The sequence below is a fragment of the Dehalobacter restrictus DSM 9455 genome (assembly GCF_000512895.1).
In the GTDB taxonomy this organism is placed as follows: Bacteria; Bacillota; Desulfitobacteriia; order Desulfitobacteriales; family Syntrophobotulaceae; genus Dehalobacter; species Dehalobacter restrictus.
This window is the reverse complement of sequence record NZ_CP007033.1, coordinates 2,836,800-2,856,989: the sequence shown is the minus strand read 5'-3', so window position 1 is coordinate 2,856,989 and position 20,190 is coordinate 2,836,800. Positions and strand designations below refer to the sequence as shown.

The following is a 20,190-nucleotide window of genomic DNA, read 5'->3' as shown; positions in this document are numbered from 1 at the left end:
TTTAAAATCATTTGTTAAAGAGGGGCTTGTCATGTCAGATCTATGGATCGAAGTAGATATGGATGCCATTATCCATAATTACCGACAAATCATGGCCGGGCTTTCTGCCGGATGCCGGCTCATGGCGGTCGTTAAGGCAGATGCCTACGGCCTCGGGGCTGCGGAAGTAGCAGGAGCTTTGCAGGGAGAAGGATGTACGGCATTTGCTGTCACCACCATCTCTGAAGCGTTGCTGCTGCGAAACCAAGGTGTTGACGGTACAATCCTGGTGCTCGGTCCGTCGAGCCCGGAATACTGGCAGGCGGCAATCCAGGCCCATATTGAACTAACGGTATCACAGCTGGACTGGATACCGACACTGAACAAACTCGCCGAAACGTTGGGAACTAAAGCCGGGATTCAGCTGAAGCTGGAAACGGGTATGGGACGTACCGGTTTTACGGGCGATCAGCTGCAGGAATTAGCTGCAGCGTTGCGAGAAGCTCCTCAGTTGGAAATAACCGGGGTGTACACGCACTTTGCCCGGGGAGCTCAACGTGATCGTGCCTATACCAGAGCGCAGAATGAAAAATATCTGGCTTATGTTCAAACGTTGGAACAGGCAGGCATTCGGATCCCGCTGAAGCACGTCTGCAACAGCGCCGCCTATTTGGATTTTCCGGAGTATCATTACAATATGGTCAGAGTCGGGACACTCCTGATTGGTCATTGTCCTGCGCCGGCATTTGAAGGCAGGCTGCGATTAAAAGACCCTTGGCTGGTCAAAGCAAGAATTGTTCACCTGCAAAAGGCGGCAAAAGGTACCTTTGTCGGCTACCAGAGTATTTACAAGGCTAAAAAAGACACGACTCTGGCAGTGGTGCCGGTAGGTTATGCCGATGGCTTTGGGATTGAGCCCCGACTTGTGCCTCAAAACATTGTGGATCTCGCGAAAATAATTGTCAAAAATATGGGAGCTCTGATGGGCATTCAGCTGGGCCGGGAAAAACTGCTTTGCAACGGGCAACCCGTCAGGATTGCAGGGAAAATTGGGATGCAGCTTACGGTACTCGATGTCGGCAGCGCGCCTTGCTCAGCCGGTGACGAGATTGTGATTCCTTTACGAAGGACTCAGGCCAATCCCAGGATTCTGCGGATGTATAAAAAAAATGGAGAAATAATGAGAATAAGGATAATTAATGAAGGATTTTTGTCTCCCAGCGAAGAACAATTGTCAAATAAAAGGTAGTATGGCGATCTTTGTAAAATCATATTGCCTTTTAGCGCGATAGATGTTTTTAAAATCTATTGACAACTGCAAATCTAGCTATAAAAAGGGGGGCTTTGATGCTGAAGATGTTGATTGTGGATGACCAAAATGGGATCAGAAGACTTCTAACCGAGGTTTTTTTAGAATATGGTTATGAGATTGAATCGTGCGGCAGCGGAATAAAAGCGCTTGAGATTATTCCGGAATTTCAGCCGGATCTGATAATCATGGATGTCAAGATGCCTGGAATGAGTGGAATTGAGGTTCTAACGAAACTCAGGGAGACAAATTGTAAAAGCCGGGTCATCATGATGACAGCATATGGCGATCAGATTTTTTATAAACAGGCTGAGGAATTAGGAGTATCCGGCTTTGTTGTTAAACCTTTTGACTTAAATGAATTAAAAAAACAGGTTGGAGAAATTATCAGTGTGGATCATGTTTCTGAGGATTGAAATGGTGGCTTAAAATAATGGCTTGAATGATCAACAGATTAACCGGCCAGACTTTAACGAAAGTCTGGCTTTTTGGCGGCCATGTAGGATCTAATTCCGCGGTGCCATGAATGGTAAGAAGCGGCAATTCTAATATTCTAAAAAATCTAAGGCAGGAATAATATTTTACTTGGAGAACTATAAACTATACGGCATATGTAAACCGATGTGATCCGCTGACTTGAGACGGCCACGGAGCCTAATACCGTGATTTCATGGAGCGGAAAGACCCAATAGCTGACAGTGTGGGAGGTGAGCCTAAAGAATGATTATTCAGGCAGTCTCAACCATTGGGATGCTTTGTTCCCACTGCGGGAAACTTCAGCTTAAAACATTATCAGTGTTTTCTTTTGTTCACTTGGGAAAGAACAGTTTCATTTGTACGTGTGGTACTCCATTATTGACGCTCATCAGTTTTGAGAGCAAGAAAATCGGCATAGAATATTCTTGTATTTACTGCGGGACGCCACATCACTTGGTTACCAGAAGGGAGTTGATCTGGGGAGAACAACCTTTGCGTCTGGGATGCAGCGACAAGGAACTACCAGTAGGCTATATCGGGCCTGAATCACGTGTCATGGAATTGTGCACAGAAATTAAAAAGAACTTTGTCCGACTGGCTTCGGAGTTAACAAGCGATCAGGAAGATCTTGATGTAATGACAGATGATTTTTTTGTTGTCTATGGCGTTATAGAGATACTTGGCAGGCTGGTTGAACGGAAAAAGCTTGGCTGCAAATGCGGAAATCATAACCTAACTGTAGAAATATTACCTGAAAGTGTAGAATTGATTTGCGATTTATGCAAGGCAATGGGTATTATTTATACGGATAATAAAGACATTTTGCGCATACTAGAACAAATGGGAGCAATTACTTTAGAGGAAAACGAGATGTGGATCATCAACGATTCTCTGAAGGGAAATCATAGAAAGAATATCATTACGGAGGTCGAGTAGGTTTTTACTATGGCCGGATATTATTGAAGGAGGAATTTGACCTATGCGTTTTTTCCTTGATTCAGCCAATACAGAAGAGATTTCCCGGGCATGGGACATGGGAGTCATCGCCGGTGTTACGACGAATCCTTCTTTGGTAGCCAGAGAAAAAGAGGACTTTCATACTCTGATTCATAAAATTGCCGGGATTGTCGATGGCCCGATCAGTGCGGAAGTCATAGCGCTCGATTATGAGGGTATGCTTCAGGAAGCCCGGCGGCTCTCAGATATTCATCCAAATATTGTCGTCAAAATTCCAATGACGCTTGACGGTTTGAAAGCCGTCAAGACGCTGCGGGAAGAAGATATCCAGACGAACGTTACATTGGTATTCAGCCCTGTTCAGGCACTGATGGCAGCAAGGGCGGGAGCCGCTTATGTCAGCCCTTTTTTAGGAAGACTTGACGATATCGGGGAGATTGGCATGAATGTCCTGGCCGATATCTGCGAAATTTTTGAGGTCCATGATCTGGACTGCGGGGTGATTGCCGCCAGTATCCGTCATCCTGTTCACGTCCTTGAAGCGGCTAAGATCGGCGCGGATTTTGCGACAATACCTTTTGGCGTTTTGAGCAAATTATCCGAGCATCCCTTGACAAGTGCAGGAATTAATAAATTTTTGGATGACTGGAAGAAGTTAAGTTAAGAAGGGTGAAAAAGAGATGGAAAGAGAATTAACCATGGAATTTGCCCGGGTGACGGAAGCGGCAGCACTTGCTTCAGCTCGCTGGGTAGGAATGGGACAGAAGAATGAAGCCGATGATGCGGCAGTGGAAGCTATGAGATCTTTGTTTGATACCGTACACATGGATGGGACGGTCGTGATCGGCGAAGGAGAAATGGACGAAGCCCCGATGCTTTACATTGGGGAGAAACTTGGCACGGGCGAAAAGCCCGAGGTTGATGTTGCCGTTGATCCCCTCGAGGGAACAAATCTTGTTGCCAAAGGAATGCCAGGAGCCATAGCGGTTTTAGCTGTGACCAAAAGATATGGACTTCTGCATGCCCCGGATATGTATATGGATAAAATTGCTGTTGGTCCCAAGGCTGCAGGACGTATCCATCTGGATGCTCCGGTTGCGGAAAATCTCGAGAACATAGCCAAGGGACTCAATAAGAAAATTCAGGAACTTACGGTGGTTATTCTCGACAGGCCCCGCCACAGTGAGATCATCCGTCAGGTAAGAGAATGCGGCTCCAGAATACGCCTGATTACCGACGGTGATGTCGCTCCGGCTGTCGCCTGCGGGCTGGAAGGCAGCGGAGTTGATGTGATGATGGGGGTCGGCGGAGCTCCTGAGGGAGTGCTTGCCGCTGCTGCCCTGCGCTGTATGGGCGGGGAAATGCAGGGGAGACTTTGGCCGGAGAATGAAGAAGATGTTGAAAGAGCGCGGAAACTGGGTATAATGGATATCAATAAACTGCTGACACTCGATGATCTGGTCAATACGGATGACATCTTTTTTGCGGCAACCGGAATTACAGAAGGACCGCTGCTTAAAGGCGTGATATACAGCAGTGAGGGTGCCACGACGCACACTGTGGTGATGAGAGGCAAGACCGGTACGGTCCGTTTTATTGAAGCCAAACATTGTTTTGCCAAAAAGCCTAAATATGCAATTAAAGGAGCCTGCTAAAACGCTGCGAAGAGAAGCCTTCTGAATTGTTTTTTTCTTGACCGAAAGGCAAAGAATGTGCTAAAATATTCAGAGTTGACTGTTTTTGATTGAGACGGATCTGATTGGGAAGGAAGGTGACGGGTCATGAAAGAGAAAATTCATCCGAAATATGAACAAACTACCATTAGCTGCGCTTGCGGCAATATTATAGAAACAGGTAGTACGAAGAAGGATATCAAGGTCGAAATTTGTTCCAAGTGTCATCCTTTTTACACTGGAGTTCAGCGATTTGTTGACGCTGGTGGACGAGTCGATCGTTTCAAAAAGAAATACGGTTTGCAATAACAACGGTATGAAACCGTTGCCTGTAGAAAACAAGGAGCAGAGCGTAAGCTCTGCTTTTCGGTTATTAGGCCTTGGAGGTTTGAAATTATGGAGAAACCTGTTCAATATGGAGGGCAAGCGCTGATTGAAGGCGTAATGATGCGCGGGCCGCGGGCGATTGCGATGGCCGTTCGCTTGCAGAACGGAGAAATTGAAGTAACGACCCAAGATATTCATCCCTGGTCTCAGAAGCCAGTTCTTAAATTGCCGATCATTCGGGGTTTTGTTGCACTGCTTGAATCTTTGGTAATCGGAACCAAAGCTTTGATGTTTTCCGCCGACCGCGCTGTCGGCGAAGAAGAAGGAGAGGAGCTTGGCTTTTGGGCGATGGTGTTAACAATCGTTATTGCCTTTGCTGCCGGACTCCTGTTATTTGTCGGAATACCGACAGCTTCCGCTCATTTATTAACAGATATTTTTCCGGGTACCGTACTGCAAAATATTGTCGAAGGCCTCATTCGTCTTATTGTGTTATTTCTATATATCCTTCTGATATCTAGGGAACCACTGATTAATAACGTTTTTTATCATCCCAATAAATAATAAAGTGGGATAATCCCAAGTTAGCGGCCCTATCGCCGCCGATTTCAGCTGCCTTTTCCGAGTAATTCTCGAAAAAAGGCGTACTTATCCCCGGATTACGCGCATTGGCTTCGCCAGCCGCCGCTTCGGGCGCACATCAGCAGGTTTGCGCTGGCGGCCAGCATATACAGTCTATTCAGATTCTTGGCAATTCCTCTATAACAAACCTTTTTGAAGCCAAATATGTTCTTAATGATATGAAAGGCGTGCTCCACTTTGGCTCGGACAGACGCTTTCCGAAACTCTATATGGCAATAAAAATCCCGTGCAGGGCCATTGTCCATGCTGCGTTTCTTTCCGGGACGCTCAGCGATACGGTAATCAATTTGTGATTTGTGAGGGTCCTCTGTGATTTCCGGTCGTTTATTTAGTCCCAAATATCCGGCGTCACCGTAGAAAACCTCGTCTTCCGGCCTCATTAGCTTTGACGCTTCGGCTATGTCATGCACATTTGCGCCTGTTGCCGCTATACCATGAATATAACCGGTCCCTGCGTCCACACCGATATGGCATTTCATGCCGAAATACCACTGATTACCCTTCTTTGTTTGGTGCATCTCCGGATCGCGGCTACCGCTTGCGTTCTTCGTTGAGGATGGCGCGCTGATCAGTGTGGCGTCAACAATGGTTCCACCTTTCATGATATGTCCGCACTGTTCCAAACAACGGTTGATCGCCTCAAAGAATGCCTTCCCTAAGCCGCTTTCCTCAATCAAATGACGGAATTTGAGCAGGGTGGTCGCATCCGGCGCCTGCTCATGTATGAAGTCTATTCCCATAAATTTTCGCATGGCGTAACTGTCGTAAATGGCATCCTCTACACCTTCGTCAGAAAGGCTAAACCATATCTGCAGCAGATACATTCTCAGCATTTTTTCAATCCCGAGCGGTGGACGACCGCGCTTACCGTCAAAATAGTGCGGCTGTATAAGCGCCACCCATTCGTCCCAGGGGATGATCTCGTTCATTATTTCAAGAAATTCTTCTCGTTTCGTTTTCTTCCGTCGGTTTGAGTATTCTATATCCGAAAAGGTTTGTTGCCCCATTTTTACCACCTGTTACTGTTTTCTTTAATTTTACCATTTTTTTGTCCGGGGGGCGATTTAATCAGTGTTTCCCTAGATTAAAGGATATTCAGAGGGTATTTCAATACCATGGGGCAGAACATAAAGCAATATTTGCGCATGAAGCTGGCGTGGAACTGAATCCGGAAAACATCCGGAAATACTCCAGACTGCATCCCCGGTGCGGGACGAGCTTCTTGCTTATTGTTGTTGTCGTCAGTATCTTTGTTTTTGCCTTTTTGGGCGTGGATCCTCTGTGGTGGCGTATCGTTTCCCGAATCATCCTGATGCCGCTGGTAGCCGGAATTTCGTACGAGCTTTTAAAGCTGTCAGGGAGATTTTCCAAATCGGTATTTTTAAAGTGGATCATTGTTCCCGGCCTTCTGCTGCAGAAACTTACGACCAGGGAACCGGACGACTCCCAACTTGAGGTTGCGATTGCTGCGCTTAACGGGGTACTCGCGACTGGACAGGAACTTTCATAATAAAATTCATTTGGGAGAGGTTAAAACATGCTAAACAGGCTCGAAGAGATTGAAAAAAAATATGACGACCTGACAGAGCTCCTGGCCAAGCCGGAGATCATCGCCAATCAGGCTGATTTTCAGAAATATGCCAAAAGCCAGTCAGCGCTTACAGATACAGTCGCAGTATTTCGGGAATATAAAGAAATAAACCGGCAGATCGAGGATCTTAAAGTTCTGCTTGCCGAGGAACGCGATCCGGAAATGAGAGAGATGGCCGAGGCCGAACAGGATGAATTAACAAAGAGTAAAAAGAAGCTGGAGGAGGATTTGAAAATCTTGCTCTTGCCGAAGGATGCGAATGATGAGAAAAACGTCATTATGGAGATCAGAGCCGGTGCTGGTGGAGATGAAGCGGCTTTGTTTGCAGGTGATTTATACAAGATGTATACAAAATATGCCGAAAGTCAGAACTGGAAGACCGAACCCTTAAGTGCCAGTTTCACGGATATTGGCGGCTTTAAAGAAATTATTTTTATGATCGAAGGACAGGGTGCTTATAGCAGACTTAAATATGAAAGCGGTGTTCACCGTGTTCAGCGGATTCCTGCGACCGAATCCGGCGGCAGGATCCATACGTCGACCGTGACGGTTGCCGTACTGCCTGAGGCCGAGGAAGTCGATGTTGCGATTAACCCGAACGATATCAGGATCGATATTTTTTGTTCCAGCGGTCCTGGCGGTCAATCTGTAAATACGACACAGTCGGCAGTCCGCATTACCCACTTGCCGACGGGAATCGTGGTCTCCTGCCAGGATGAAAAATCCCAGCACAAGAATAAGGATAAAGCTTTAAAAGTGCTCAGAGCCAGGCTCTTAGAGAAAGCCCAGGAAGCAGCAGCCGGCGAGATTGCCCAAGAACGTAAAAGCCAGGTAGGGACAGGTGACCGCAGTGAGCGCATCCGAACCTACAACTATCCTCAGGGCAGGGTTTCCGATCATCGTATCGGGCTTACGCTGCATAAACTGGACAGCATTTTGTTGGGTGACATCGAAGAAATTATTACGGCATTGATTTCAGCCGATCATGCCGAAAAACTCAAAGCTTCGGTCTAATGGAAAAGGATGAAACCAGGAGTTTACCAGGTATGACAGATAGACTTGATGCTCATCAGCCAATGGAGCTGCTGCGGCAAGGTGCGCAGTATTTAGCGCAGTGCGGGGTACCTGACGCCCGGGCGGAGGCGGATCTTATCCTGGCCTTTGTGCTTAAAACGACCAGAGACAAACTATATGCCGAGTGTGACAGGGTAGTCGCTTCTCCGGAAAGAGAGATCTATAATGATTTTCTGAAACGACGTGGTCAGAGGGAACCGCTTGCTTATCTGCTTAAGACCCGTGAATTTATGGGTCTTGATTTCTTTGTGGACCCAAGCGTTCTGATCCCGAGACCAGAAACGGAACTTCTAGTTGAGAAAGTCCTGGAATTGGGCAAGAATATGGGTAGAGAACGAGAAAATTCGGAAATTCCTTCGAAGGTTCTTGATCTTTGCACAGGCAGTGGGGCAATTGCCGTTGCTGTGGCCTATCATTGGAAGCAGGCGGCCGTTGTCGCTGTTGATGTGTCTTCTGAAGCGTTGACTGTCGCCAAAATTAATGCGGCCAATATGAACGTGAATATTGATTTTCGTCAGGGAGATCTCTTTGCACCGGTGCAGGGAGAAAAATTTAGCCTGATTGTTTCCAATCCTCCGTACGTCTCAGAACATGAAATTCTGAAGTGTCCGCCAGAAGTTAGGAAAGAGCCTGTCTTAGCTCTGCTGGCTGGAAAAGATGGCCTGGATTTCTACCGGAGGATTGCTATGAACGCAACAGAATTCTTGAGCCATGAGGGAATAATCCTGGTGGAAATCGGGTATTCCCAGGGAACTCGGGTTCGGGAATTATTTACGGCCGCCGGATATCAAACCGAATTGTTTTCTGATTACGCTGGTCTGGATAGAATAGTCCTGGCCCGCAAGGAATAGTATTTCGTTAATAACCGGTTGGAAACCGCCGTTTGTATAAGGCCACGAAGGAGCTGTCATGGAGACAAAAAGAATTCGGCTGAGGTCGGACAGCATCATACAGGATAAAGAATTGCAGGAAGCAGCAGCTTTGCTCCGACAGGGTGAAGTCGTGGCATTTCCTACCGAGACCGTTTATGGGCTTGGCGCCAATGCGCTGGACAGCGAAGCCTGTGCTAAAATATATGCGGTAAAAGGACGACCTTCGGATAATCCGCTGATTGTTCATGTTGCTGCCTTGGACGAAGCACAGCAGCTTGTCCGTGTTTGGCCGCCGCAGGCTGAAGTCTGCGCGCGGAATTTCTGGCCAGGACCTTTAACGCTGGTACTGCCCAAGAGAGCGCATATTCCGGAAATCGTCAGCGGAGGACTGGACACGGTGGCGGTCAGAATGCCGAGTCACCCTGTTGCCCTGGCCCTGATTGAAGCAGCGGGTTGTCCATTGGCCGCGCCGAGTGCGAATATATCGGGAAAGCCCAGTCCGACCAATGCGGAGCATGTTTGGCGGGATCTGAAAGGGAAGATTCCGTTGCTGATTGATGCCGGATCTTGTACAGTGGGTCTTGAATCGACTGTGCTTGATTTGACCGGGGAACTACCAACGATTTTGCGCCCAGGAGGAATTACGCTTGAACAGCTTCGGGCAGTGCTGGGGAAGGTCGAACTGGACCGCAGTGCTGATCAAGGACAACCGACCGTAGAGCCCAGGTCGCCTGGTATGAAATATAGACATTACGCACCGGAAGGTGAAATCATTTTATTCAGTGGTAGTACCTCTGAAAAAGCTGAAAAAATGACGAAATATCTGAGGAACAAAAACAACGCGGTAAGGACTGCAGTACTGTGTTTGGAAGAAACGGTCGCCAGACTGACCGGAGATACGGCCGGCAAGGCCGATATGATATTTACACTTGGTTCCAGGAATAATCTTGACTCAGCTGCCAGCCGTCTGTTTGAAGGACTGAGACTGTGTGACGAGCAAAACATCGACACCATTCTGGCGGAGGAGATTGCAGAAGAAGGAATAGGGCTTGCATTTATGAACCGTTTGAAGAAAGCAGCTGGCAAAAAAAATTTTGGTCCAGGGAGCAGGTATCCCAATCTGACCGAAACTAAGGAGGAAAACACTTGGAATTAATATGGATCATAGCGGTATCGATAGCACTAGGGATGGATGCCTTTTCCTTCTCGCTTGCTTTAGGAATGATTGGGATCGACAATAAAATAGCGCTGAGATTGAGTGTTGTCGTGGCAGTGTTTCATGTTTTCATGCCGCTTTTGGGTTTGTGGATTGGACAGAAACTTGGATTGCTGTTTGGCAATGTTGCAGTTGGGATCGGAGCTGTCATTTTACTCTGGCTTGGCAGTAAAATGATTCTGGGAGCCATTCGGGGATCGGGAGAAAAAAGCATCCCGAGTTTAAAAGGATTCGGAATTTTTGTTTTGGCAGGAAGCGTCAGCCTTGACGCGCTGAGTGTCGGATTTTCTCTGGGTACGTTTGTCAGTATGATCCTGCCGGCAACCCTGATCATGGGTTTTACCGCAGGCATCATGACAGGAGGCGGAATTCTTCTTGGTCGAAGAATCGGCACCTGGGCCGGCAGCAAAGCGGAAGCCGTCGGTGGCGGCATCTTGTTTCTGATTGGCCTGAGAATGGCCTTCGGTCTTGTTTTCTAAGTTAATTGAATTTTAATTTACTAGTCCGGAAAAGAGGGTATAATGATATCTATGAAAATCTTGTTTGTTTGTACAGGAAATACATGCCGCAGTCCGATGGCAGAAGGTCTTGCCCGCTTATATTTTCCGGAAGGGTATGAGCTTTTTTCGGCTGGTATTCAGGCTTTGGATGGTGATCCCGTCAGTCCGTATGCAGGGGAGATTCTCCAGAAAAAGGGAATTGATGCCCGGCGGCATCGGGCGGTCAGGCTGCAAAAAGATACGCTCGCTGCTGCTGATCTGATCCTGACAATGACCAAAGCTCAGAAAAAAGTATTGTTCGGTATTTATCCGGAATATCAGGATAAAATCATGCAACTCGGAGAATGGGCTGGTTTGGATAAAGAAATTTCCGACCCATGGCTGGGATCTCTGGAAACATACAGGTTCTGTGCGGAAGAAATTGAAGAAATGATCAAAGCTGGAGTACGGCGGTATCGAGGGAATAGTTAGCGCCTGTAAATGCTAGATAAAAAAATGATGATAAAAACTACGGAGTTCAGGAGGCAGAAATGAAAATTGCATTGGGTGCAGATCATGCAGGATATCAGCTTAAGGAGTGCATCAAAGAATTTCTTGCGGAAAAAGGCCACGAGATTCTAGATTGCGGTACAGACAGCGACATTTCCGTTGATTATCCGGAGTATGGCTTCAATGTCGGGAAAGCAGTGATCGAAAATAAAGCGGATTCAGGAATCGTGGTCTGCGGCACCGGAATAGGGATTTCCATTGCAGCCAATAAAGTCAAGGGAATCCGGGCTGCCCTTTGTACCGACAGTTATATGGCCAAGATGGCGAGGCAGCATAATAACGCCAATATCTTAGCACTCGGAGCAAGAGTAATTGGTCAGGGCGTTGCGCTGGATATTGTCGAGACTTTTTTGACGACATCCTTCAGCGGGTGGAAACATGCCAGAAGAGTAGATATGATCAGCGATTTTGAACAGCGATCTTGAACAGCGATCTTAATTTTTTAGGCTGAGGATACTGGCCCAAAAAATAAGAAAGGCGTGAGGGTACTATGGCAGATAAGAAGGAAATGCTTCGGCAAATCAAAGATGAGTGGGAGCATATTCTTCAGGCATTTGAGGATACAGCTGGACTAACGCCTGGACAGCTGCTGGTTGTAGGCTGCAGCACGAGTGAGATTATCGGGGAGAAGATTGGCAAAGCCGGTAGCAAAGAAGTGGCTGATATTCTGTTCGAACCACTTCGGAGATGGGCGGACAAGCTTGGGATTTTTCTGGCGATTCAATGCTGTGAGCATTTAAACCGGGTGCTCATCGTGGAAAGAAAGGTGGCGGACAGGCTGAATTTTGAACCCGTCGTGGTGATACCGTCGCTTTCAGCAGGCGGGGCAATGTCCCTGACTGCCTGGGGGAATTTTTCCGATCCCGTTGCTGTCGAACAGGTTAGGGCTGATGCCGGGATCGATATCGGAGACACGTTGATTGGTATGCATCTTCGTCCGGTCGCCGTTCCGCTAAGGATTGGTGTCCGAAACCTCGGTGCGGCTCATCTTAACCTTGCCAAAACGCGGCCGAAATATGTCGGCGGCCCGAGAGCTTCTTATCCCTGCGACTGAGGAGGCCAGGACAGAAGTTTATATGGCAGCATATGCTAAACAGAATAATTCTAAGGTTGACAAGATACCAGAAAAGGAAACGATATCCTAGTTATTTATGATAGAGGTGGATATTCAGATGGATTACATTCGGAAATATTTAGCGTCCCAGGACCCTGAGGCAGCAAAAGCCATAGAGCTGGAAGAAAACAGACAGGAAAATAAAATTGAACTCATTGCTTCGGAAAACTTTGTCAGCAGGGCAGTTATGGCTGCTCAGGGTTCGGTCCTGACAAACAAATACGCTGAAGGATATCCGGGAAAACGTTATTACGGTGGATGCGAGTATGTTGATATTGTTGAAAATCTGGCCAGGGAAAGGGTCAAAAAACTGTTTAATGCAGAACACGCTAATGTTCAGCCCCATTCAGGAGCACAGGCCAATACAGCAGTTTATTTTGCCATGCTGAATCCTGGGGACACGGTTCTGGGCATGAACTTGTCGCATGGAGGGCATCTTACACACGGGAGTCAGGTCAACATCTCGGGAAAATATTTCAATTTTATTGAATATGGCGTTGATAAGGAAACAGAACGGATCGATTACGACAATCTGCATAAACTGGCGCTTGCCCATAAACCAAAGATGATTGTCGGCGGAGCGAGTGCTTACCCTCGCCAGATTGATTTTAAACGGATCAGAGAAATCGCCGATGAAGTTGGCGCTTACGTGATGATTGATATGGCGCATATTGCAGGTCTGGTAGCAGTCGGTCTTCATCCGAGCCCCATTCCCTATGCGCATTTTGTAACCAGCACAACCCATAAGACCTTAAGGGGGCCAAGAGGCGGGCTTATTCTCTGTAAAGAGGAATTCGGGCCAAAGATCGATAAAGCGATATTCCCCGGAATTCAGGGTGGCCCGCTGATGCATGTGATTGCAGCCAAGGCCGTTGCTTTCGGTGAAGCTCTTCAGCCGGGATTTGTTGAATACCAGCAGCAGATTTTGCAAAATGCCCGGGCATTAGCCAAAGGATTTCTGGCAAGAGGATTTCGTTTGGTTTCAGGCGGTACGGACAACCATTTGCTGCTGCTGGATGTCAGACGCAAGGGGCTGACAGGCAAAGAAGCTGAAACACGGCTGGACAGTGTCGGCATTACCGTGAATAAAAATACGATCCCGTTTGATCCTCAGGGGGCCAATGTAACGAGCGGTATACGGATCGGTTCGCCTGCGGTCACGACCAGAGGGTTGAAGGAAGCCGAGATGGATCTGATCACTGAGGCGATTGACCTGACGCTGACTGCCGGCAGTGATGCTTCAAGAATTGCCCGGGCCGAAGCGATTGTCAAAGATATTTGCGGAAGATTTCCTTTGTATAAGTAACCTAACCTACGTTACGGCTATTGATCAATGCTTAAACGAATCCGCCTATATCGTTCCAAGAGTCGGAGATGCTGGGGACAGACTGTTTGGAACAAAAGAATAAACAACAGAGAAGAAACAGAAAATGAACAGAAAAAGATCCTAATAGATATAATGACAGCAGAGTCTGGCACGAGTATACTAAAAATAGAGAATTATCTTAGCAGACAAAAATTCAATGTACTTTTTGGCGAAGGAAAGCGGAATGCGGGGAGTAGTGTGATGAAAAATCAAACCAGGCCAGCGTGGGACGAATATTTCCTTGATCTTGCCCAGCTGGTGGCCAGGCGGTCAACCTGCTTAAGGCGCAATTATGGCGCAGTGATTGTCAAAGACAATATTATTGTTAGCACAGGTTACAACGGCGCTGCCAGAGGGGAACCCAACTGCATTGACATCGGGGAATGTGTCAGGGAACGGTATAATGTTCCCAAAGGGGAAAGATATGAGTTGTGTATGGCGGTTCACGCTGAACAAAATGCGATTATTGCCGGTGATCCCGTAAAAATGCAGGGAGCCACAATTTACATATCCGGCTATGAATTTGATGGGGAACAAGCATCGGGGGAACCCTGTCTGCTGTGCCGGAGAATGATTAAAAATGCAATGATCAAACGGGTTGCTTATCTTGATGAAAACGGTAAAAAAAGAATATTCGCTTCGAAACAAGCGAGTAATAAACCATGGGATGATGGAGCTGTATATAATTGTATATATTTGCGAAAAATGCCTTGGGCGTGTATAATATTTAAGATTAAAGGTCTTTGCGGTCAACGCCTTCAGGCATTGCCCAACAGTGGGGGAAATATTGTGGAATTGAAGCAAAGAAATTATAAGGTCATGACTGTATTTGGAACCAGACCTGAGGCTATTAAGATGGCACCTGTCGTAAAAGCATTAGAAAAGCGGGACGACGTTGACAGCCTGGTTGTTGTTACTGCCCAGCATCGTGAGATGCTGGATCAGGTTGTTAAACTCTTTGATATTGTACCTGATTATGATCTTGATTTAATGAAGCATGGACAGACTCTTGCCACCCTTACCACTGGAGTGCTGACAGGAATAGATGAGATATTGATCAAGGAAAAACCGAATTTGATCTTGGTACAAGGGGATACTACAACTACTTTTGCATCAGCCCTAACAGCTTTTTATCATAAGATCCCGATCGGCCATATCGAGGCTGGTTTGCGAACTGGCCAGAAATATTCTCCCTGGCCGGAGGAAATCAATCGGAAACTTACCAGCGGTTTAGCAGACCTGCATTTTGCACCCACCGAAGTATCGAGAAGTAATCTGCTGCGCGAAGGGGTCGACCCGGAGAATATATTTGTTACAGGCAACACAGTAATCGATGCCTTATTAAGTACCGTTAAGCCGGAATATCAGTTTGCGGATATAGACTTAAACAGGATTCTAGAAGCAAATAAAGATAAACGAATGATCCTAATGACAACGCACCGCCGGGAGAATTGGGGAGAACCCATGCGGCAGATCTATCAGGCGCTGGAAACAGTCCTGCGGGAATTTCCGGATACCTATGTTATATTCCCGATGCATAAGAACCCTACGGTCAGGAAAGTAGTCACGGAGGTCTTAGGAGGCAATGAAAAGGTCCATTTAATTGAACCTTTGGATTACGAACCGTTTGTAAATCTAATGGCGAAGGCCTATCTGATCCTGTCAGACTCCGGGGGGATCCAAGAAGAGGCTCCTTCACTGGGCAAGCCCGTTCTAGTGGTCAGGGATACGACTGAACGGCCTGAAGCTGTCGATTCAGGAACCGTATTGCTGGTTGGGACACAATACAATAAAGTCGCTGAGAGCATTCAGCAGCTGTTAACCGACCAGGATGCTTATGAAAAAATGTCTCAAGCGACAAATCCATACGGGGACGGCAGATCAAGCGCAAGAATCACCCAAATTATTATTGAAAAATTTTCTGATAAAAGATTTTCAGCATCTGATCACGATCACAAGAATTTCTTAATAAAATAAAAAATAATTAAAAAAATGCAAAATGAAAACTCATGATTATGTGAAGGAACGATCAATCCTGATTCTACGCGGTATTTGACGGCAAGTGCAATTGGCATAAATCTTGCAATACATATTACGATGTCATATTATGTTGTCTACGAAAAACCAAAAGATTTGAGGGAACCAGATGGCTGACAAATTTGCAGGTGATGTTGTCAAGTATATGCTATGGGGATCATCAAGTGCCTCTGCTCTTGTTGGCTTGGAAGTAGGAGGATATTTTTTCGGAAATTATTTGGACACTCGTTTTGGCACTGACCCTTTATTTAAGGCAGTTTTGATGATTCTAGGCATTTTGTTCAGTATATTATCTCTAATATTAATTTATTTAAAGTTAGGTAAAACGGATGGAAAATAGCAGGTTTATTCAGATCTTGACGGTTATTCTTTGCATCACTGTTTTAATCGTAATATGGCGAACAGAATTTTATCCCCTTGTCGGTTTATTGATCGGCTATTATACGGGCATAATTAATGTTAAGTGGCTACTTAGGGATGCTCGAAAAGCAATGGACAAAGATAAGAAAGCAGCCCTAAAAACATACTACAAAAGCTTAGTATTCAGGTTGGTAATCATTACATTGGTATTCGCTATTACCGCAAGGTTCCAACCGGAATGGCTTTATTATGTGGCTATAGGAATGATGATTGGTATTGTTATCCCTATAATTGTAGCAAGACATCAACTAAGGAAAATGAAAGGTGGTGAAAATTAAATGCATGATACCGTACTATGGGTATTGGGAAATGGCACTGTGCATGCGAAGACACTGATTATGACTTGGGTCACGATGATACTTCTTTTGGGTTTTGTCTTTCTTTGTAAGCGCAATCTGACAAGTGGAACGCCCGGAAAACTTCAAAATCTTTTGGAATGGATCATTGATTTTGTCAGGGGCCTTATCTCTGATAATATGAACTATAAAAAAGGATCGTCATTGCTCGGGTATCTTCTTTCCCTTATTTTGTTTGTATTTTTTGCGAACATGATTGGCTTGATTCCCAATATATTTGCACCCTTACTCGATCACGTACACTTTGCTAGAATCAATGAGATGTTTGGCGGAGCAATTTTCAGTGCGCGAACAACAACGTTTTCGTCGCCGACAGCAGATGTTAATACGACTTTTGCGTTGTCTACAATAACGATTGTTTTAGTATTGGTCTATGGACTCAAATATAAAGGTGCGCACTATTTCAAACACTTTCTTGAACCCTATCCGCCTTTTGCGATCCTTCATATTATTGACTTTGTCGCCAAGCCTTTGACCTTAGCTTTCCGGCTATTCGGCAATATTTATGCTGGAGAAATCCTGATTGCAGTCATTCTCATGATCCCGGGTATATTTGCCTTTGGCGGAGTTATTCCGATGCCATTCTGGCTTGTTTTCTGCGTATTTATCGCAGTAATCCAATCCTATGTTTTTACAATATTAACGGTGGCCTATGTCGGCCAAGCTATCGAAGAGTCTCACTAACAACGGTATTATTTCAGAGCTAAAAAGAAGCAATCTGAAATCAATAAATACAAAATGAATTAATTTAAGGAGGAAATTTAATATGGATATCACTGCTGCTGCGTTGATAGGTACTGGTATTGCTGCCGCGGGTGCGGCCATTGGAGCTGCTATGGGTAATGGAAACGTTGTTGCCAGCACAATTGATGGAATTGCACGTCAACCTGAAGCCAGAGGAACTTTAATGAGCACCATGTTTATTGGTATTGCGCTGGTTGAGATTCTTCCCCTCTTGTCCATCATCATGGCTCTGTTAATGTTCTTTACGAAGTCCTGAGGTGTACTTCAGTAAAATGCAACAATTGAATGACGTTACTGTATTAATCTACTGCTCAAAATAGAGAGGAGGGGGAATATCGCTTGAATCCCTTCGTAATAGGTTTTACCAATTCGATTGCCTCAGCGGCTGCTGGTCCTACGACAAATAGCCCGTTACATTTTGACTACACATATTTTGTTCAGCTTCTTTCATTTTTGCTTTTAGTTTGGATCCTGAAAAAGTTTGCTTGGACACCAATCATGAATATGATGGAAAAACGCCGTCAGGGTATTGAAAATAACCTGGCCCAAGCCGAACAGGAGAGAAAAGAAGCTGAAAGAATCCGGCTGGAATACCAACAGGAAATGCGTCAAGCCCGTCAGCAAGCTCAGGAAATTATTGAGAAGGCTACCAAGAGCAGCGAGCTGCGTGCGGAAGAAATTATCCTGGAAGCCCGTAAGGAAACCGAAAAGCTCAAACAGTCGGCCTTGGCCGACATTGGACGGGAACGCGACAGGGCAATTGCCGATGTTAAAGCTCAGGTAGCCGATATGTCCGTAGCCGTTGCTGAAAAAATCATTCGCCACAAACTGGATATCACGGGTCAGGAAGCTCTCATTGAACAATTTATTCAAGAGGTAGGGGATCGGCCATGTTAAACGGCGCTCTCGCACATCGCTATGCGCAGGCTCTTTTTGAATTAGCTATTGAGATGTCTGTCCTCGATCAAATCGATAAAGAGCTGCATGATTTGGCGGAAATTGTAGCCCAAAATAATGAGCTGAAAGTTTTGCTGAACCATCCCAATATTGAAGCAGAAACCAAAAAGAAGGTCCTGGCGAAGATACTTGATGACACTGTTTCTGACATGACCAGTCATTTTGTTTATCTGTTGATTGATCGCAGGAGACAGAATCTCCTCAGCCTGGTTCAGCGTGAATTTGCACGTCTGGCCAATGAAGCACGCAACTTAATCGAAGCAAAAGTTACCAGTGCCACAGCACTGACTCCGGCGCAAGAGGAAAAACTCAAAGAAATGATTGCCAGATCTACTGGCAAGAATGTTCGTTTACTTTCCGAAGTAAATCCGACATTGATCGGTGGAGCCAAACTTCAAGTGGGAGATCGTGTGATGGATGGCTCAATTACAACCGCATTGTCTAAAATACGTGATGAATTGAAAAAAACATCGTTAAAACCTCAGCAGGAAGTAGGGGTGAACTAAAAGGATGAATTTACGTCCCGAAGAAATTAGTTCTATTATTAAACAGCAAATCGAGCGTTATGAATCAGCCCTCGAAGTCGTTGATGTTGGTACCGTTATCCAGGTAGGTGATGGTATTGCGCGTGTTTATGGCTTGGAGAAGGCAATGTCCGGTGAGCTTCTGGAGTTCCCTGGCGGTATATATGGGATGGCCATGAACCTGGAAGAGGACAACATCGGCTGCGTTATCCTGGGACCTTATGCTGCGATTAAAGAAGGCGACCAGGTCAAGCGTACCGGCAGGATCGTGGAAGTACCGGTAGGAGAAAGCTTAATTGGCCGCGTTGTCAACGTTCTTGGACAACCTGTCGATGGCAAAGGGGAGATCATTCCAGCCGGATATCGTCCGATAGAATCAGATGCTCCCGGTGTAGTCGACAGAAAAAGAGTAAATGAACCGCTGCAGACCGGTCTGAAGTCGATTGACTCCATGGTGCCAATCGGCCGCGGACAACGTGAGCTGATTATTGGTGACCGCCAGACAGGTAAGACCGCGCTGGCCGTAGACACCATTATTAATCAAAAAGGACAGAATTGTATCTGTATTTATGTGGCTATCGGTCAGAAACAGTCGACCGTAGCCAGTGTTGTGAAGAAGCTGGAAGAGCATGGCGCGATGGAATATTCGATCGTTGTCATGGCGACAGCTTCCGACCCGGCTCCGATGCTTTATATTGCACCGTATTCTGGTTGTGCGATTGGCGAGTATTTTCGGGACAAAGGTCAGCATGTTCTGGTGGTCTATGATGATCTCTCCAAACAGGCGGTTGCTTATCGCGAACTGTCGCTCTTGTTGAAACGTCCGCCCGGACGTGAAGCTTATCCCGGCGACGTTTTCTATCTCCATTCCCGTTTGCTGGAACGTGCGGCTAAGCTGTCCCCAGAAAAGGGAAGCGGCTCACTGACAGCGCTGCCGATCATTGAGACTCAGGCCGGTGACGTTTCCGCGTATATCCCGACGAACGTTATTTCCATCACCGACGGTCAGATATTCTTGGAATCAGACCTGTTCTTTTCCGGTTTCCGTCCTGCCATTAACGTCGGTATCTCGGTATCGCGCGTTGGAGGAGACGCTCAGATCAAGGCCATGAAACAGGTAGCCGGTCAGCTCCGTCTGGATCTGGCAGCTTATCGCGAATTAGCGGCTTTTGCCCAATTTGGATCTGATCTGGACAAAGCGACTCAAGCCAGACTTAACCGCGGCCAAAAAACCATGGAGATCCTGAAGCAGGGACAATATCAGCCGATGCCGGTCGAAGAGCAGATCATCGTCATCTTCGCGGCGACTAAAGGTTATATCGATGATGTCCCAATGGAAAGAATGAAAGAATTCGAACAGGAACTTCTCCGCTTCATGCGTACGACTCAGATCCCTGAGAAAATTCGTACGGAGAAAGCTCTTTCCAACGAGCTCATGAAAGAAATCGGCGATGCCATCAATGAGTTCAAGCAAGGCTTTTTAGCTTAGAAAGAGTAGGTGAATGA

General features: G+C 46.3%; 24 protein-coding genes and 3 pseudogenes. 26 read left to right on the top strand and 1 reads right to left on the bottom strand.

Translation table 11 applies throughout. The features are described 5' to 3' along the window. Positions 1-31: 31 nt before the first annotated feature. The 7 genes from alr (at position 32) to DEHRE_RS13605 (ending at position 5,286) form a co-directional block, all read left to right on the top strand. Positions 32-1,228: an alanine racemase gene (gene alr / locus DEHRE_RS13635; RefSeq protein WP_019225009.1), complete on the top strand. Its 1,197-nt coding sequence runs from the start codon at positions 32-34 to the stop codon at positions 1,226-1,228. Between the two features lie 98 nt (positions 1,229-1,326). After that, positions 1,327-1,704, top strand: coding sequence for a response regulator (locus tag DEHRE_RS13630; RefSeq protein WP_019225008.1), 378 nt, complete (start codon positions 1,327-1,329; stop codon positions 1,702-1,704). Positions 1,705-2,008: 304 nt separating this feature from the next. Continuing rightward, positions 2,009-2,701 carry a hypothetical protein gene (locus DEHRE_RS13625; protein ID WP_019225007.1) on the top strand — a complete coding sequence of 231 codons (693 nt, stop codon included), beginning with the start codon at positions 2,009-2,011 and terminating at the stop codon, positions 2,699-2,701. Between the two features lie 43 nt (positions 2,702-2,744). Beyond that, entirely contained in the window at positions 2,745-3,386 is a 642-nt protein-coding gene (gene fsa, locus DEHRE_RS13620; RefSeq protein WP_019225006.1) for a fructose-6-phosphate aldolase, read from the top strand. A gap of 16 nt (positions 3,387-3,402) precedes the next feature. Further along, positions 3,403-4,377, top strand: a complete 975-nt coding sequence (glpX, locus tag DEHRE_RS13615; RefSeq protein ID WP_019225005.1) for a class II fructose-bisphosphatase — start codon at positions 3,403-3,405, stop codon at positions 4,375-4,377. Positions 4,378-4,503: 126 nt separating this feature from the next. Further along, entirely contained in the window at positions 4,504-4,704 is a 201-nt protein-coding gene (gene rpmE / locus DEHRE_RS13610; protein ID WP_019225004.1) for a 50S ribosomal protein L31, read from the top strand. Between the two features lie 87 nt (positions 4,705-4,791). Then, positions 4,792-5,286, top strand: coding sequence for a DUF1385 domain-containing protein (locus tag DEHRE_RS13605; RefSeq protein ID WP_025206221.1), 495 nt, complete (start codon positions 4,792-4,794; stop codon positions 5,284-5,286). Between the two features lie 95 nt (positions 5,287-5,381). Here the strand turns inward: DEHRE_RS13605 and DEHRE_RS13600 are convergent, their stop codons facing one another. Then, positions 5,382-6,371: an IS5 family transposase gene (locus DEHRE_RS13600; protein WP_019226936.1), complete on the bottom strand. Its 990-nt coding sequence runs from the start codon at positions 6,369-6,371 to the stop codon at positions 5,382-5,384. A gap of 74 nt (positions 6,372-6,445) precedes the next feature. On the opposite strand from DEHRE_RS13600, the pseudogene DEHRE_RS13595 reads away from it, so the two are divergent. From DEHRE_RS13595 to atpA, 19 genes and pseudogenes are all read left to right on the top strand, one after another. After that, positions 6,446-6,874 (top strand): annotated as a pseudogene (locus DEHRE_RS13595) (DUF1385 domain-containing protein); the annotation flags it as partial. Between the two features lie 27 nt (positions 6,875-6,901). After that, entirely contained in the window at positions 6,902-7,969 is a 1,068-nt protein-coding gene (gene prfA, locus DEHRE_RS13590; protein ID WP_019225002.1) for a peptide chain release factor 1, read from the top strand. A gap of 32 nt (positions 7,970-8,001) precedes the next feature. Further along, positions 8,002-8,880: a peptide chain release factor N(5)-glutamine methyltransferase gene (prmC, locus tag DEHRE_RS13585; protein ID WP_019225001.1), complete on the top strand. Its 879-nt coding sequence runs from the start codon at positions 8,002-8,004 to the stop codon at positions 8,878-8,880. Positions 8,881-8,938: 58 nt separating this feature from the next. Then, positions 8,939-10,057 carry an L-threonylcarbamoyladenylate synthase gene (locus DEHRE_RS13580; protein WP_019225000.1) on the top strand — a complete coding sequence of 373 codons (1,119 nt, stop codon included), beginning with the start codon at positions 8,939-8,941 and terminating at the stop codon, positions 10,055-10,057. Beyond that, positions 10,048-10,596 carry a manganese efflux pump MntP gene (locus DEHRE_RS13575; RefSeq protein ID WP_019224999.1) on the top strand — a complete coding sequence of 183 codons (549 nt, stop codon included), beginning with the start codon at positions 10,048-10,050 and terminating at the stop codon, positions 10,594-10,596. The genes DEHRE_RS13580 and DEHRE_RS13575 overlap by 10 nt, the downstream gene beginning before the upstream one ends. Before the next feature lie 51 nt (positions 10,597-10,647). After that, complete coding sequence (locus tag DEHRE_RS13570; RefSeq protein ID WP_025206219.1) at positions 10,648-11,088, top strand: low molecular weight protein arginine phosphatase; 441 nt, start codon at positions 10,648-10,650, stop codon at positions 11,086-11,088. Positions 11,089-11,147: 59 nt separating this feature from the next. Further along, positions 11,148-11,591: a ribose 5-phosphate isomerase B gene (gene rpiB / locus DEHRE_RS13565; RefSeq protein WP_015044923.1), complete on the top strand. Its 444-nt coding sequence runs from the start codon at positions 11,148-11,150 to the stop codon at positions 11,589-11,591. A gap of 65 nt (positions 11,592-11,656) precedes the next feature. Then, positions 11,657-12,220 (top strand): TIGR01440 family protein, encoded by a 564-nt coding sequence (locus DEHRE_RS13560; RefSeq protein ID WP_019224997.1) that lies wholly within the window; start codon positions 11,657-11,659, stop codon positions 12,218-12,220. A 118-nt stretch (positions 12,221-12,338) separates the two neighbouring features. Further along, positions 12,339-13,586: a serine hydroxymethyltransferase gene (locus tag DEHRE_RS13555; RefSeq protein WP_019224996.1), complete on the top strand. Its 1,248-nt coding sequence runs from the start codon at positions 12,339-12,341 to the stop codon at positions 13,584-13,586. A gap of 7 nt (positions 13,587-13,593) precedes the next feature. Further along, positions 13,594-13,689 (top strand): annotated as a pseudogene (locus DEHRE_RS14870) (uracil phosphoribosyltransferase); the annotation flags it as partial. A 50-nt stretch (positions 13,690-13,739) separates the two neighbouring features. Continuing rightward, a pseudogene (locus tag DEHRE_RS15425) lies at positions 13,740-14,258 on the top strand (deoxycytidylate deaminase); the annotation flags it as partial. Between the two features lie 177 nt (positions 14,259-14,435). Further along, positions 14,436-15,623, top strand: coding sequence for a non-hydrolyzing UDP-N-acetylglucosamine 2-epimerase (gene wecB / locus DEHRE_RS14540; RefSeq protein ID WP_019224994.1), 1,188 nt, complete (start codon positions 14,436-14,438; stop codon positions 15,621-15,623). Positions 15,624-15,792: 169 nt separating this feature from the next. Continuing rightward, positions 15,793-16,023 carry an AtpZ/AtpI family protein gene (locus DEHRE_RS13540; RefSeq protein WP_019224993.1) on the top strand — a complete coding sequence of 77 codons (231 nt, stop codon included), beginning with the start codon at positions 15,793-15,795 and terminating at the stop codon, positions 16,021-16,023. Positions 16,024-16,039: 16 nt separating this feature from the next. Next, complete coding sequence (locus DEHRE_RS13535) at positions 16,040-16,381, top strand: ATP synthase subunit I (RefSeq protein WP_242836980.1); 342 nt, start codon at positions 16,040-16,042, stop codon at positions 16,379-16,381. Next, positions 16,382-17,143 (top strand): F0F1 ATP synthase subunit A, encoded by a 762-nt coding sequence (gene atpB, locus DEHRE_RS13530; RefSeq protein ID WP_019224991.1) that lies wholly within the window; start codon positions 16,382-16,384, stop codon positions 17,141-17,143. A gap of 82 nt (positions 17,144-17,225) precedes the next feature. Further along, entirely contained in the window at positions 17,226-17,459 is a 234-nt protein-coding gene (gene atpE / locus DEHRE_RS13525) for a F0F1 ATP synthase subunit C (protein ID WP_015044915.1), read from the top strand. Between the two features lie 116 nt (positions 17,460-17,575). Beyond that, complete coding sequence (gene atpF, locus DEHRE_RS13520; protein WP_026071825.1) at positions 17,576-18,100, top strand: F0F1 ATP synthase subunit B; 525 nt, start codon at positions 17,576-17,578, stop codon at positions 18,098-18,100. Then, complete coding sequence (locus DEHRE_RS13515; protein WP_019224989.1) at positions 18,094-18,666, top strand: F0F1 ATP synthase subunit delta; 573 nt, start codon at positions 18,094-18,096, stop codon at positions 18,664-18,666. Before atpF ends, DEHRE_RS13515 begins: the two co-directional genes overlap by 7 nt. 4 nt (positions 18,667-18,670) lie before the next feature. Continuing rightward, the gene (atpA, locus tag DEHRE_RS13510) at positions 18,671-20,173 is read left to right on the top strand and encodes a F0F1 ATP synthase subunit alpha (RefSeq protein ID WP_019224988.1); all 1,503 of its coding nucleotides are present in this window, start codon (positions 18,671-18,673) and stop codon (positions 20,171-20,173) included. Positions 20,174-20,190: the final 17 nt, after the last annotated feature.